The organism is Dokdonella koreensis DS-123 (assembly GCF_001632775.1).
In the GTDB taxonomy this organism is placed as follows: domain Bacteria; phylum Pseudomonadota; class Gammaproteobacteria; order Xanthomonadales; family Rhodanobacteraceae; genus Dokdonella; species Dokdonella koreensis.
The window spans coordinates 2873498-2887241 of sequence record NZ_CP015249.1; the positions used below are offsets into that span (position 1 = coordinate 2873498).

At 68.2% G+C, this 13744-nt stretch carries 10 protein-coding genes and 1 tRNA gene; 5 read left to right on the top strand and 6 right to left on the bottom strand.

The genetic code is table 11. The annotated features are described in order from the left end of the window. Positions 1-15 precede the first annotated feature (15 nt). Positions 16-2052 carry an excinuclease ABC subunit UvrB gene (gene uvrB / locus I596_RS11695; RefSeq protein WP_067648035.1) on the bottom strand — a complete coding sequence of 679 codons (2037 nt, stop codon included), beginning with the start codon at positions 2050-2052 and terminating at the stop codon, positions 16-18. A gap of 242 nt (positions 2053-2294) precedes the next feature. On the opposite strand from uvrB, the gene I596_RS11700 reads away from it, so the two are divergent. Continuing rightward, on the top strand, positions 2295-2840 hold the full coding sequence (locus tag I596_RS11700; RefSeq protein ID WP_067648038.1) for a GspH/FimT family protein: 546 nt from the start codon (positions 2295-2297) through the stop codon (positions 2838-2840). A gap of 72 nt (positions 2841-2912) precedes the next feature. Next, a tRNA-Asn gene (locus tag I596_RS11705) sits at positions 2913-2988 on the top strand. A 51-nt stretch (positions 2989-3039) separates the two neighbouring features. On the opposite strand, the gene I596_RS11710 is transcribed toward I596_RS11705, so the two are convergent. After that, positions 3040-5679: a tetratricopeptide repeat protein gene (locus tag I596_RS11710; protein WP_067648041.1), complete on the bottom strand. Its 2640-nt coding sequence runs from the start codon at positions 5677-5679 to the stop codon at positions 3040-3042. A 43-nt stretch (positions 5680-5722) separates the two neighbouring features. Beyond that, a complete protein-coding gene (locus I596_RS11715) occupies positions 5723-6352 on the bottom strand; it encodes an ECF-type sigma factor (protein ID WP_083965540.1) in 630 nt (209 codons plus the stop codon). Positions 6353-6619: 267 nt separating this feature from the next. Here I596_RS11715 and I596_RS11720 point away from each other — a divergent pair, with 267 nt between their 5' ends. Both I596_RS11720 and I596_RS11725 read left to right on the top strand, forming a co-directional pair. Then, positions 6620-9892: a choice-of-anchor D domain-containing protein gene (locus I596_RS11720; RefSeq protein ID WP_083965541.1), complete on the top strand. Its 3273-nt coding sequence runs from the start codon at positions 6620-6622 to the stop codon at positions 9890-9892. Positions 9893-10482: 590 nt separating this feature from the next. Continuing rightward, positions 10483-10950, top strand: coding sequence for a GNAT family N-acetyltransferase (locus I596_RS11725; protein WP_067648047.1), 468 nt, complete (start codon positions 10483-10485; stop codon positions 10948-10950). A gap of 378 nt (positions 10951-11328) precedes the next feature. Here I596_RS11725 and I596_RS19345 read toward each other — a convergent pair whose 3' ends face one another. Continuing rightward, on the bottom strand, positions 11329-11481 hold the full coding sequence (locus I596_RS19345) for a type IV toxin-antitoxin system AbiEi family antitoxin domain-containing protein (protein WP_335340370.1): 153 nt from the start codon (positions 11479-11481) through the stop codon (positions 11329-11331). A gap of 288 nt (positions 11482-11769) precedes the next feature. Further along, on the bottom strand, positions 11770-12615 hold the full coding sequence (locus tag I596_RS11730; protein ID WP_067648050.1) for a CPBP family intramembrane glutamic endopeptidase: 846 nt from the start codon (positions 12613-12615) through the stop codon (positions 11770-11772). 220 nt (positions 12616-12835) lie between these two features. Here I596_RS11730 and I596_RS11735 point away from each other — a divergent pair, with 220 nt between their 5' ends. Further along, positions 12836-13054, top strand: coding sequence for a hypothetical protein (locus tag I596_RS11735; RefSeq protein WP_067648053.1), 219 nt, complete (start codon positions 12836-12838; stop codon positions 13052-13054). 101 nt (positions 13055-13155) lie between these two features. Here I596_RS11735 and I596_RS11740 read toward each other — a convergent pair whose 3' ends face one another. Then, positions 13156-13731, bottom strand: a complete 576-nt coding sequence (locus tag I596_RS11740; protein ID WP_067648056.1) for a Slp family lipoprotein — start codon at positions 13729-13731, stop codon at positions 13156-13158. Positions 13732-13744: the final 13 nt, after the last annotated feature.

The window sequence follows — 13744 nt, forward strand, 5'->3', positions numbered from 1 at the left end:
CCACGCCGCGCGGTATCAGCCGATCAGCGCCTGCTCGCGCAGCCGGTGGATCTGGTCGCGCAGCCGGGCGGCGTCCTCGAACTCCAGGTCCTGGGCGTGCTTGTACATGCGCGCTTCGAGCTGCTTGATGCGCGCCGCCACCTGGTCCGGCGACAGCGACCGGTAGTCCTCGGCCTGCTCGGCCACCTTGCGCGCGGCCGCCGCACCGCGGCCACGCCCCTTGCCGGAACGGCCTTCGTCCGGATCGGCGCGCGCGCCTTCCATGATGTCCACGATGCGGCGCTCGACCGACTTGGGCGTGATGCCGTGCGCCAGGTTGTACTCCACCTGCTTGCCGCGGCGCCGGTCGGTCTCGTCGATCGCCGCCTGCATCGACCGGGTGATGACGTCGGCGTAGAGGATCGCCTTGCCGCGCAGGTTGCGCGCGGCGCGGCCGATCGTCTGGATCAACGAGCCGGTCGAGCGCAGGAAGCCTTCCTTGTCCGCGTCCAGGATCGCGACCAGCGAGACCTCCGGCATGTCCAGGCCCTCGCGCAGCAGGTTGATGCCCACCAGCACGTCGAACTTGCCCAGCCGCAGGTCGCGGATGATCTCCACGCGCTCGACCGTCTCGATGTCCGAGTGCAGGTAGCGCACGCGCACGCCGTGCTCTTCCAGGTACTCGGTGAGGTTTTCGGCCATGCGCTTGGTCAGCGTCGTCACCAGCACGCGGTCACCCATCGCGATGCGCGCGTTGGCCTCCGACAGCAGGTCGTCCACCTGGGTGCGCGCGGGGCGGATCTCGACCGCGGGGTCGATCAGGCCGGTGGGGCGGACCACCAGCTCGACGACGTTGCCGTCCGAGTGCTGCCGCTCGTAGGGGCCGGGCGTGGCCGAGACGAAGATCGTGCGCGGCGCGCGCGCTTCCCACTCCTCGAACCGCAGCGGCCGGTTGTCCATCGCCGATGGCAGCCGGAAGCCGAACTCGACCAGGGTCTCCTTGCGCGACCGGTCGCCCTTGTACATCGCGCCGAGCTGCGGGATCGTCACGTGCGACTCGTCCACCACCAGCAGCGCGTCGGGCGGCAGGTAGTCGAACAGGGTCGGCGGCGGCTCGCCGGCCGAGCGGCCGGTCAGGTGGCGCGAGTAGTTCTCGATGCCCTGGCAGTAGCCGACCTCGGCCATCATCTCCAGGTCGAACTGCGTGCGCTGCTGCAGGCGCTGCGCCTCGACCAGCTTGTTGGTCTCGTAGAGGTACTTGAGCCGGTCGGCCAGTTCCAGCTTGACCGTCTCGATCGCGTGCAGCACGCGGTCGCGCGTGGTGGCGTAGTGGGTCTTGGGGTAGACCGTGTAGCGCGGCACCTTGCGGATCAGCTCGCCGGTCAGCGGATCGAACAGCGAGAGGTTCTCGATGTCGCCGTCGAACAACTCGATGCGCAGCGCCTCGGTCTCCGACTCGGCCGGGAACACGTCGATGACGTCGCCGCGCACGCGGTAGGTGCCGCGGCGCAGCTCGATGTCGCCGCGCGTGTACTGCAGGTCCGTCAGGTGGCGGATCAGCTTGCGCTGGTCGGCGTGCTCGCCGCGCGCCAGGATCAGGCGCATCGACAGGTAGTCTTCCGGATCGCCGAGGCCGTAGATCGCCGATACCGTCGCCACGATCAGCGCGTCGGACCGCGACAGCAGCGTCTTGGTGGCCGACAGGCGCATCTGCTCGATGTGGTCGTTGATGCTGGCGTCCTTCTCGATATAGGTATCGCTGGAAGGAACGTAGGCCTCGGGCTGGTAGTAGTCGTAGTAGCTGACGAAGTACTCGACCGCGTTGTGCGGGAAGAACTCCTTGAATTCGCCGTAGAGCTGGGCGGCCAGCGTCTTGTTCGGCGCCAGCACCAGGGTCGGCTTCTGGACGCGCTCCACGACGTTGGCGATCGTGAACGTCTTGCCCGAGCCGGTCACGCCCAGCAGGGTCTGGCGCGCCAGGCCCGCCTCGAAGCCGTCGATCAGCTTTGTGATCGCCGCGGGCTGGTCGCCGGCAGGCCGGTAGGGCGAGACGAGTTGGAAGCGGTCGGTCATCGGTCGATTCTAGCCTGGCATCGGCGCTGCGCCGGACGCGGTGCGGGGAACGGGGATCTGCCGGAACCGGCGGGCGGCCCGGCGGCGCGGGCGCTTCGTCACAGGTGGGGCCTGGCCGGGCCCGGACAAGCCCTACGCCGCGGATCGGCGAATTCCTACGCGGCCAGCCGGCGGCCACCCATCGGCGGCACCGGCACGGCGGCCTAGCATCAGGTCACGTCCGATTGCCATGGAGGCTCCCGATGCGCCGCACACCGCCCGGCTTCACCCTGATCGAACTGCTCGCCGTGCTGGCGCTGGTCGCGCTGCTGGCGGCCATCGCCGTGCCCGGCTTCGGCCGCCTGGTCGACGCGCTGCGCATGCACGGCGCGCGCACGGCACTGTCCACCGCGTTCAATCACGCGCGGATCGCGGCCGTGCACCGCGGCGGGTCGGTGGTGGTGTGCGCCTCCGCCGACGGGCAGACCTGCAGCGCCTGGGCGGACTGGCATGCCGGCTGGCTGGTCTTCGCCGACGACGACCGCAACCGCCAGCGCGGCCCGGGCGAGCCGATCCTGGCCGCTTCGGGCACGCTGCCACCTGGCCTGCGGGTGGTCACCAGCGCCGGCCGCCCGCGCATCGCCTACCAGCCGGACGGTAGCGCCCACGGCTCCAACGTCACCGTGACCTTCTGCGACCGGCGCGGCCCCGCCGCCGCGACGGCGCTGGTCATCAATGTCTACGGCCGCGTCCGCAGCGGCCCGCCGGGCGCGGAGGCCGCCGCGCGCTGCCAGGCGGCGCACGGATGAACGGCCTACGCCTGCAACCCCGACGCAAGGCTTGACGGCGGGCAGCCGCGCGAAGAGAATGCGCGGCTCTTTTCCCCGATAGCTCAGTCGGTAGAGCAAGTGACTGTTAATCACTGGGTCGGCGGTTCGAGTCCGTCTCGGGGAGCCAGATGACAGCAAAGAGGCCGCGGACATCCGCGGCCTCTTTGTTTGTGGCCTCTCACCCGCAGCGTCCGAGCAGGTCGGTGGTTTCGGCGACGTGCGTTGGGTCGGGCTGCGTCTGCAGGCCGTGAACCTCACTCGCACGGCGTAGCAACGGCAGCGCTTCGGCGCAGCGCTTCTGCTCCACCAGCCAGCGCCCGAGCTCGAGCGCGCCCGGCTCCAGCCTGGGATCCATCGGCGCGGGCACCCGGCTCCAGACCGCCGCCGCCTGGTTGAGCCGCTCGGCAGCGCCGATTGCGTCACCTTGCTGTCGATCGATGTGCCCGATCATCACCAGGCCATGCGCCAGCAGCGGATCGAAATCGCGCGCTCCCACCGCTGTTTGCCGTATCGACGTGCTGCGCTCGTAGTAGCGCCGTGCCTCGGCGAAATCGCCATTCGCCAGATGGGCGTCAGCCAGGGTGGTCAGCGGGTAGGCCACTTCGGGGTGCTCCCTGTCGGCGCTCTCCTGGATTTCCAGTGACATGCGCAGCACGGCGATGGCTTCTGCCGGGCGCCCCATCGTCGTCAACACGTGTCCCAGGTTGTTCAGCGGACGCCCGACCCGGGGATGATCGGAGCCGTATACCGTGCGCACGATCTCGTAGCTGCGGCGGTACATCGCCTCCAGACCGTCGAGGCGCCCCTGGTAGAGGCGGGAGTTGGCCAGGTCGTTCAGCCCGATCGCGACCGCCAGGTGCTCGGTACCCAGGACGCGCTCGTAGATCGCCAGCGCCTTTTCCTGCGAGCGCTCGGCCGCGACGGGGTCGCCCATCTCCACCTGCAGCAGACCCAGGCTCATGAGGATCGTGGCGACCTCGACCGACTCCTCGCCGCTGATCGGGCGCTGCAACGCCAGCGCCTCCTCCAGTGCCTCTCTGGCGGCGCGATGCTCTCCGATATTGCCACGCACCCGGCCCAGGGCTCTCAGCACGTCGGCCAGTTCGCCGGCGCGTTCCGGCAGGGCCGTCCTCAGCCGGCGCTCGGCCTCGAGCAGGTGGTCCCGCGCCTGCGCGTACTTCCCCTCCTCGTAGCGCAGCAGGCCGATGTCTCCGAGCGTCGCGCCGACGTCGGCCTGGCCGGCGCCCATCCGTCCGCTGTGCAGCGTCAGCGCGCGATCGAGCAGCGCATCGGCCGAAGAATAGACACCCAGCTCCAGGTAGGTACGACCGAGGACCTGCAGCATGTTCGCCTGCACCTGGGGATCGGACCCGAGGTCGCGGTCGACCTGCGCGACGCCGCGGTCGAGCAGTTCCCGGGCGGTCAGATCGGCACGTGACCCTTCCGTGGGATCGGCACTCCGGAACAAGCCGATCAGGAAGCGATTCATCCGCTCGGCTTTGGCCGAGGCGATCTGGGCACGATCGCGCTCGTTCTGGAGCCGTGCCGTGTGGAAGACCACCAGGCCCGAGCCGAGCAGCACGACCAGCGCCGCCGCGGCGACGCCCAGAACATGACGTCGCACGAACTTGCCCGCGCGATAGCGCAGCGTCAACGGGCGCGCCGTCACCGGCAACCCCTGCAAGTGGCGGCGAACATCCTGGGCCAGGCGATCGGCGGTCGCGTATCGACGGCCCGGATCCGCCTGAATCGCCGTCGTCACGATGCTGTCCAGATCGCCGCGCAGCCGACGCCGCCAGCGAGCACGAGCCGTCCCATCGTGAAGCGGAAAGCGGGACCTTCCTGAAGAGGAAACCGGCAGGGCCGTGCTGAGGCACGGCCGCAGGAACGGGCGCTCCGTAGGCCCCGAGGCGACGCCGGGTTGCACGGCCGGATCCGGCCGCCGGCCGGTCAGCAGTTCGTACAGCAAGACACCCAGCTGATAGACGTCCGATGCGGTGGTGGTCGGCTCTCCGCGGATCTGCTCGGGACTGGCATAGGCCGGAGTCATCAACCAGGTAGATGCCGATGCCGGCCCGGGCGGATCGGCGCGGGCCTCGGCTTCACCCTGCAGGCGCGCGATACCGAAATCCAGCAGCTTGACCTCACCGGCGTCGGTTACCAGGACATTGCCGGGTTTGAGATCGCTGTGAACGACCAGCCGCGAATGGGCATGTTCGACCGCCGCGCATACTTGCAGAAACAGCGCCAGACGCCCATCGATATCCAGATCCAGATCATTGCAGTAGTCGGTGATCGAGACGCCATCGACGTACTCCATGGCGAACCACGGCAGGCCGCCGGGCGTCACCCCGCCATCGAGAATGTGCGCGATCGACGGATGCTTGAGACCGGCCAGGATCTGGCGTTCGGCGACGAACCGGTCATGCGCCTGCGTGCCGGGCAAGGCGGCATCCAATCGCTTCAGCGCAACCTGATGCTCGAACGTACCGTCGTCGCGTACCGCCAGGTAGACGCTGCCCATGCCGCCGCGGCCGATCACGTGCAGCAGCCGATACGGACCCATCTGCGTGCCCAAGGTCTCTGCCGGGGGCAGCGACCCGCAAAACAGGTCGCCGGCCAGGTCCTCGATGTAGGCGTCGGCCGCGGCTTCGGCGGCCAGCAACGCGAGTGCCTCCGCGCGCAGCGCCGGGTCCGGACAATGTGCCTCCAGGAACTGCGCGTGCCGGTCTTGCGGCACCGATTCCATCGCGTCCAGCAGATGCTGCAGGCGCAGGCCGTGCTCGCGTTCGGCGGAGCCGGAACGGTCACCGTGCACGGCTTGGCATCCAGCGGCGCGGACCCATCGTCATCGGGATGCGCTACTTGAGCTGAAGGTACAGCCAGGCCTTCCCGCGCCGCCATTCGCGCATCACGGTGATCGGCGCCACGTTCAGCGCTTCCGCGACTTCCTCGACCTTGAGTCCTCCGAAGAACAAGCCCTCGACGACCTGTGCCTGACGTGGATTCTGCTTTTCCAGGCGCTGCAAGGCTTCATCCAGGGTCAGCAGCTCGTCGAGCCGGTCGCCGTCCACCTCGGCCGCATGCCCTGATGCCGGACTCACCTCATGGCTGGCTGCGGAATGCGGGTCGCCCGCCGATGTCGGCACGCCTCCGCGCTTCAAGGCCCGGCTTCGCTCGGCGTAGTTGATCAGGATGTGGCGCATGGTCCGTGCAGCCACGCGCAGGAAATGGCCACGATCGCGCCATCTCGGATCGTGACTGCAGGCAAGCTTCAGATATGCTTCGTGCAGCAGCGCCGTGGTGGACAGGGTTTCTTGCCCGCGCCAGCGCCGGCGCTGGCTTTGCGCGATCGCGAGCAGCCGCCCATAGGCGGCAGCGAACAGGTCCTTGAACGGAAGATCGTCCTGCAAGGCCAGTTCGCCGGCCAGTGCGTCCACATCCTGGTCGGACACCCCGTCATCTTGCAGTGGCTTGAAAGCGAGGTTCATGGGGAGTGGCTACACCTCAGAAGAATCAACAGAGCGTCGAACCGGTCGCCGGCCTGACTTCCGGCAGGTCTGATGCATGCGGACACTCCCTGTGGCTGCGCACGGGACCAAGGCTGAACCGGGATCGCGTGGGATTGCCCCCTCGGGAGCACGTCGCTCATCCGGTGATAGCTTCCAGCCCTGTTTCCGGTTGCAGGGTAACAAGGTCGGGCGGAACGACGCCATGTCGAATCTTGAGCCCCTGCCATCCGCAATCGAGGAATCGCAATGACCCGTGAAACCTGGCCTCCCCTCCGCCCGGCGCGCCGGCGGCGCTACGCCGCGACCACAGCCCCCCTGCTACTTGGACGCTGCGCGCCGGCCTTGGCCGCGACGCTGGGCCTGGCCCTGAGCGCCGGGGCAGCCTGCGCGCAAAGCACGACGCTGCTCAGCAGCGGCCTCGCCGGCGAGATCCCGTTCTGCGCCGCGCCGACCGGGCCGATGCAGTTCTGCTATGGCGTCCATCCGCACGTCAGCCCCGACGGCCGCCACGTGGCCTACTCCAGCAATGCCGTGAATCTCGTCCTTGGGCCTCCGAACGCGCAGCCCCAGGTGATCCGGCACGACCGGCAGACCTGCCGCAACATCCGCGTATCGGAATCGCCGGCCGGCGAGCCGGCGAATCTGCCGGCTATCGCACCGGTCATGTCCGCCGACGGAAACGTGGTCGCGTTTACCAGCAAGGCCACCAATCTCGTGACGGGACTCGGAGCGAGCCGCGACCATGTCTACGTCTCGGACCTCGCGGCCGGACGGCTCGACCTGGTCAGCCGCAGCACTACGGGGGAGCCCGGCAATGGGCTGTCCGACGGGCCGGCGATATCGGGCGACGGCCGCTGGATCGCGTTCCACAGCCTGGCCACGAACCTCGTCGCGGACGATACCAACGGCGTGCTGGACGTCTTCATCCACGACCGGGAGACCGGCGGCGTGACGCTCGCCAGCCGCAACACGCTGGGCGCGATCGGCAACGGCCTCTCCCGGAGGCCTGCTTTCAGTGCCGACGGCCGCTTCCTGGCCTTCGAGTCGACTGCGACCAATTTCGATCCACGCGCGACCGGCGGGCAGGTCCAGATCTTCCTGCTCGATCGCGACGCCGACGGCAACGGCCGTTTCGACGAACCGGGAGGCACGACGCTGCAGGCGGTCAGCGTCGACGCCGGTGGGCAGCCCGGCAACAGCCATTCGCAGATCGCCTTCGTCTCCGGTGACGGCCGCTTCGTTTCCTACGGCAGCTCGGCCTCGAACCTGGTGACCGGCGACAGCAACGACGCCGCGGACATCTTCCTCTACGACCGCCAGACCGGCACGACGACGCGCGAAAGCCTCGGGCCAGGCGGCGCCCAGCTCAACGGCACGAGCTATCCGCCGGCTTCTCTGTCCCATGACGGTCGCTTCCTGAGCTTCCACAGCGCCGCTCCCGGCCTGGTCGCCGAGACCCACAACGGTGTGACGCATATCGTCCGGCGCGACGTGCAGACCGGGGCGAACGTCATCGTCTCGCGCACCAGCGAGGGCGCCTGGGCGAACCGACCGAGCGAGGTCGGCATGCTGACCGGCAGCGGCGATACCGTCGTGTTCGCGAGCATCGCCAGCAACCTGTGGTCCGGCATGGCCGCGAACAACGGCTCGTGGATCTACGCGCGCGACTTCTCCGCCGCACCCTACACCTGTGGTGACTTCCGCTTCGACCAGGCCGCACTTGCCCTCGGCGAGGTCGAGGTGGGCGCGACCAGCCCGGTACGGGCCGTCGATCTCATCAACAACGGCGATGCGCCACTGACCGGCATCGCCTTCAGCGTCCCCGGGCGGGGCTTCGAGGTCGACACCAGTGCCTGTGGCGACACCCTTGCGGCGGGCGCACGCTGCGCGATCGACGTGCGTTTCGGTGCGACTGCCGGCGGCACGGCCGAAGGCGTGCTCCAGGCCGAAAGCGCCGAGGGACTGCTGGCCCTCCTGGCGGTCTCGGCGACCGGCGTGGTGCCGGACCACGAGCCGGCGCTCGACTACAAGATCGTCCTCGGTGAGGGCGACGCGATCGTCGTCGGCGCCACGCCGGTCGTCTTCGAGGCAAGCGTGCCGGATACCGGCGGACGTATCGTCGGCTTCAGCTTCTCCGGTTCCTTCTACGTCAATCAGACCGGCTTTCCCGGCTTCGCCCGGCAGACCCAATTGACGGTCACGACACCCAAAGGCGCAACCTATGTCGTGGGCGGCATGCCGCCCGGTGGCACGCCATGGGACTTCCAGAACGCGACCGGCAGCAACCACGTCCTCTACCGGCACGGCATCGGCGGAGACCAGTGGGACGGCAACGGCCTGCCCGATTTCGCGTTGCCCGACGTCGACGAGCCGGGCACCTGGCAGTTTCGATTCGCGCGCGTCGGCGGCACTCCCGTCAATCTGCAATGGAGCGAGGTGTCAATCGTCCTGCACGTCGACCCGCCGGCACCACCGAGCCTGCGGGTCGATCCGATGTGGCTGGCGGCGACGTTGCCGCAGGATGGTGCGGAGCACCTGCCGTTGACGCTAAGCAACGTCGGAGAGGAGCCGTTGACCTGGCAGCTGGCTCCGGGGTCAACCGGCATGGGGCTGCTGCGAGGTCCTGCCGACGGCGGCCATCAGCCGCGCACACGGCCGGTGAATGGCATCGCCCAGGGACTTGCTTTTGCTGCGCCGTCACAGGGCCGCTCGATCGCCGCGCATCCGTTCGTGCTTCCCGATCGCGGCGCGCTGCTGACGCATTCGGCGTCGATGGATGTCGTCGCGAGCAACTCGCTGGCCTGCGTGTCCGACGCAAACCAGTCGACGATGGCGACCCAGGTGCTGCGCACGTTCACGCTGGCCGATTTCGGCATTGCCGGCGCATTCAACGTGGCCGAGGTGACATTCGGCATCGAGCACCTGAACGGAGCCGGCAGCGAGATCGCGGTGAACCTGTACCTCCTGTCCGGCGATCTGGTCTACGCCAACCTGCTCTCGATCGGCAGCGCCACGGTCCTGGTCGAGCCGCAGGAGCTCACGCTAGTGACCGTGCCGGTCTCCGCCACCGTTCCGCCCGGCAGCACGCTGGTGGTGGCGGTGGCGGCGCCGGACCTGCCAACGGGCGAGCGTTTCTACATCGGCTCGAACCGCGCCGGTGAGACCGCGCCTTCCTACATCGCGGCCCCCGGATGCAACCTGCCCGAGCCGGTGCCGGTGGCTACGGGCGCACCGCACATGCACGTGGCGATGTCCGTTTCGGGCACGGTCGGCGATCCGGACTGCGCCTTGCCGGTGTGGTTGAGCCCGGGCGCGACGTCGGGTTCGATCGCAGCGGGCGACAGCCAGACGCTCACCGTCGGTTTGGCCGCTGCAGTGGCGGGAGAAGGCAGTCACCTGGCTGCGCTGTGCCTGGACAGCAACGATCCTGTGCGGCCGCTGACGGCCGTGCCGGTGAGCCTGACCGTGCTCGGCGATCCCAACGACCGGATATTCCGCGACGGATTCGATGCACACTGACGGTGATCGGACCGGGGCTCGCCACGAGCAGTCCCGGTCCGCTCGTCCAGCCTTGCCTTTTGCTCGAACACGGCCTTCCGCGTGCGGACCGGGCCCGTACGCCGTCAGCGACCTGCAAGCGCTCTGGCGAGTGGCGGGGGCGCGATCCGGTGTCCAAGACGTACGGCTGCACGACCTACGGAGACGGATCGCGCCATTGCGTCGTTTCCGGGCGTTGCGCATCGTGGATGCTGGATGCCGGAACCCCATGAGATGCCAAAAATCAATCTCTTTGGGCACGACGAACCAACACGACAAACCAAGACGCTGTCAGTCACGGGGTCGGCGGTTCGAGTCCGTCTCGGGCAGCCAATTCGGTACGAAACTGCGAACGCCGTGCGCCGCAGTTTCCACTCCAGGCTTTCCTCCAGACACCTCGGCGAGGGTCTGGAGGAGCTTGAGGGCCGACCCACGGATCACAATCTGGTCCGACACGGCGACCGGGCCAGATAGAAATCCAGGTAGTCGTCTTCGCGGTTTGGCTGCTCACGGAATGGAGCAATCTTAGCGGGCATGCCACTATAGTCGCCATCCTTCAATCGAGAGAGACAATGATCGTAGAGACAAACTGCGAGGATTATGCCTCGCTAATCCGGGGCCGCGCTCCCGGAGCGTTCAGGCTTGCGGATACGCCCATCGCGCCGCCGCCGGTTTTGCAGATGCTGGCTGATGTTGCAGCGTCAGTCCGGGAGGCATTCGAACCGGCCTCCTGGCTTATCGTCGATGGTGACGAGGTCGTAGGCCTTTGCTCCGTCACTCGTGCCCCGGCAGGGGGTGTGATCGACATAGGCTATGGGGTCGCGCCAAGCCGGCAGGGTCGCGGCTTCGCCACGTCCGCAATCGCGGATATCGTGACATGGGCCTGCCGAACACCGGGCATCAACGCGCTGACGGCGGAAACCGGCGTGGACAATGCGGCATCGCAACGCGTGCTGGTCCGGAACGGCTTCGTTCAGATCGGCGAGCGGCTGGACGATGAGGATGGCGCGCTCATCTGCTGGCGCCGCAAAACCGACTGAACCTTGGCCGCCGCTTTGACGTCCGTGTCATTGCGGTGGCCTTTCACGGGTTTTTGCCAAAGCGCGGAAGCTTGAAATCGCAGCACAACCAGATGGTGCCTGCGCGCTCTGGGGCCGATCGCCATTCAGAAGATGGCGGGCGAAAATGGTGATTTATCGTGACATGGCGCGCAGCCTATTAAAAGTAGGTGAGCACCGGAAGCATGGGAAAGCGGCATTTGCAGGCCGCCAAAGAGCGTCGCAAGGACACCGCCGAAATCGCGCCCTAGGCACCTAGTCCGGGATCAGCCTACCTGCCTATTTCTACGCCCTGATGTCCAATCCTACGCCGACGCGCCACAGCATCTTGCACTGCTGCAGATCTTTCATACCGTTCTTTCAAGCGGCCTTAGGTACAGCGGCCCGGTAGCGGCCATAGCCGACCTTCACAAGCAAACCCTCGTCGCACATGCGGGCAAGGTAACAGCGATGAACGCCAATGTCGGTCAGATCCTTTGTTCGAACCTCACCCTTTTCGCGTGCAAAAGCCATCGCCCGTTCTCTCAAGGTTGGCTTCGGACCGTCGGCCAGCCGAATCCGCTCTGTACGGTCGCGATCTCGCTTGCGAACCCGTTGGGAGGGCTCTGGCGTTGATCTGATGGGAATCCGCGACTCAAAGTTCGCGGTTTGATACGGCTCGGGGAGACAGGCGGCAGCGAAGACGCCGCGGACATCCGCGGCGTCTTCGCATTTCGGGACGCGCTCTTCGGACCGCTGCGACGCGTCACCTGGACAACCGCCTCGCGATGCCCGATGGCGTGCCGTCGATGATCCCTCACGCTACGTGACAACGCCGTCCGCGGTCGAAGCCCTGCGCGCCGCCGTGGCCAGCCGCAGGTAGGCGCCGATCGCCGCGACGGTCGCCAACAGGCAGGCCGCGAGGCTCCACCAGAACGCCGCATCGGCGCCGTGTGTCCAGACCAGCGCCGGCGGTGCCGCCGAAGCCTGCCATTCGGCCTGGCCGTGCAGCCACAGGTCCATGTTCGAGTACAGGTTGCCCGCCGTGTGCAGGATCACCGCAGGCAGGATCGACTGGCTGAGGTAGGTCACCATGCCGTACACGGCGGCGACCGCGACGTAGTACGGCCACAGCACCAGCGTGAAGTCCAGGTGCGCGACCGCGAACAGGGTTCCCGTGACGGCGATCGCGACGACCGGACCGTAGCGGTGTTCGATCGGCCCCTGCATGTAGCCGCGAAACGCTGCCTCCTCGACGATGCCGGCCACCGGCGCGGCCGCCAGCAGCAGCGCCACGACGGTGGCAGCGGGCACCTGCGAAAGATCCGGAAGCTGCTGCGAAGGCAGCGCCACCAGCCGGTTGGCCACGCGCAATGCCAGCACCAGGGCCACGATCCCGAGGCCGCCGGCGACCAGCGACCAGATCCAGACGCGCGCGGCCAGCGGGCGGGCTCGCAGCCAGGCACGGCGCTGCTGCGCGGTCGAGGGCGGCGGTCCCCAGCCGCCGAGGTAGCGCCAGAACATCCATAGGTAGACGCCGACCAGCGGGACGGCCCAGGGCAGGCCCGGCAGGTAGGTGAGATTGGCGGCGAACAACATGTTCCGCGGCAGCGTTCCGGCAAGCATCACCAGCATGCCCAGCGCGACCGCCTGGATCAGAACGGCCATGCCCGTTCCTCCCCTTGCGCGTACGGAAACCATCATCCGGGTACCACCCCCGGCCCCGGAAGGCCGGTCGATCATACCCTTCCGGCCGGCCGGCGCCGGCGAGGGCTACTCCATCGCCACGCGGGCCACTGCGATGCATGCCACATCCCGGCCAGCGGCCGATGCGTAGGATAGCCAGCCGGAGCCCATGCTCCGCTGACGCTCAGGGGGAGTCGTCGCCATGCGCAGAATCGTGATCAAGGAATGCGAAGGCAGCTGGATGTTCGACTGCGACGACAATGGCGCCGTGAGCGCCGAATCACCGCTGAAAGCGGCGATGGCCGCGCTGGAATACGGCGAGACGCTGCGCGGCAGGACGCCGGGCTACATCATCCGCCTGGATCACCGGCGCGCGACCTCGCCGGATGACTGGATCACGCTGCACGCGCGGGTGTTCTAGCCCCGCCGCCGGCGCGGTGCCGCTGCCCTCGCCGCCCGGCCGGATCCACCCGACGGCCGCTGCGCCGGTAGCACGCCCGGTCCGGCGAGCGGCTGTGTGGTCTAGCCGCCCTTCGGCGGCGGCGCCGGCCTGGGCTTGACGATCACCACCGGCGGCGCCCCCCAGTACGGCCCATACCCGTACGGTCCCCACGGGCCCCAGCCGCGGTACCACGGGTCGTAGAGGAACGGGTCGTAATAGGCCGCACGCACGGTGCGCTCGGGCCACAGGTAGATCGTGGAGGCCTCCACGCGCGGATAGGTGTAGTCGTACTCGCCGACGCGGCCGGTCTCGGTGCCGCTGACCGTGCCGACCACGGTCACCTCGCGGCCGCGGCGAAACACCTCCGGGTCGTAGAAGCCGCTGCGGCAGGCCAGGAAGCGGCCTTCGCTGCTGTCGCGCGCCATCGGGCGCGCGCTGTCGCTCAACGGGCGCCCCAGCACTTCGAAGCAGGTGGCGTCGGCCTTGGGATCGACCTTGATGATCTCGCCGCCCCAGCGCACCGTCTGCCCGGCCTGGCCGCCACGGGCACCGTCGGCCGGCGTGGTCGCGGTGAACTGGCCCTGCAGCGGCTTGGGCACGGTCGCGCAGGACACCAGTCCCGCGCCGAGCAGGGCGATCAACAGTGGATTGCGCATGGCACTGACCTCA

Coding starts and splice junctions, on each gene's coding strand:
- I596_RS11720 (WP_083965541.1), top strand. CDS start 6,620: ATGACCCGTGAAACCTGGCCTCCCCTCCGCCCGGCGCGCCGGCGGCGC.
- I596_RS11700 (WP_067648038.1), top strand. CDS start 2,295: ATGCGCCGCACACCGCCCGGCTTCACCCTGATCGAACTGCTCGCCGTG.
- I596_RS11725 (WP_067648047.1), top strand. CDS start 10,483: ATGATCGTAGAGACAAACTGCGAGGATTATGCCTCGCTAATCCGGGGC.
- uvrB (WP_067648035.1), bottom strand. CDS start 2,052: ATGACCGACCGCTTCCAACTCGTCTCGCCCTACCGGCCTGCCGGCGAC.
- I596_RS11740 (WP_067648056.1), bottom strand. CDS start 13,731: ATGCGCAATCCACTGTTGATCGCCCTGCTCGGCGCGGGACTGGTGTCC.
- I596_RS19345 (WP_335340370.1), bottom strand. CDS start 11,481: ATGGCTTTTGCACGCGAAAAGGGTGAGGTTCGAACAAAGGATCTGACC.
- I596_RS11730 (WP_067648050.1), bottom strand. CDS start 12,615: ATGGCCGTTCTGATCCAGGCGGTCGCGCTGGGCATGCTGGTGATGCTT.
- I596_RS11735 (WP_067648053.1), top strand. CDS start 12,836: ATGCGCAGAATCGTGATCAAGGAATGCGAAGGCAGCTGGATGTTCGAC.
- I596_RS11715 (WP_083965540.1), bottom strand. CDS start 6,352: ATGAACCTCGCTTTCAAGCCACTGCAAGATGACGGGGTGTCCGACCAG.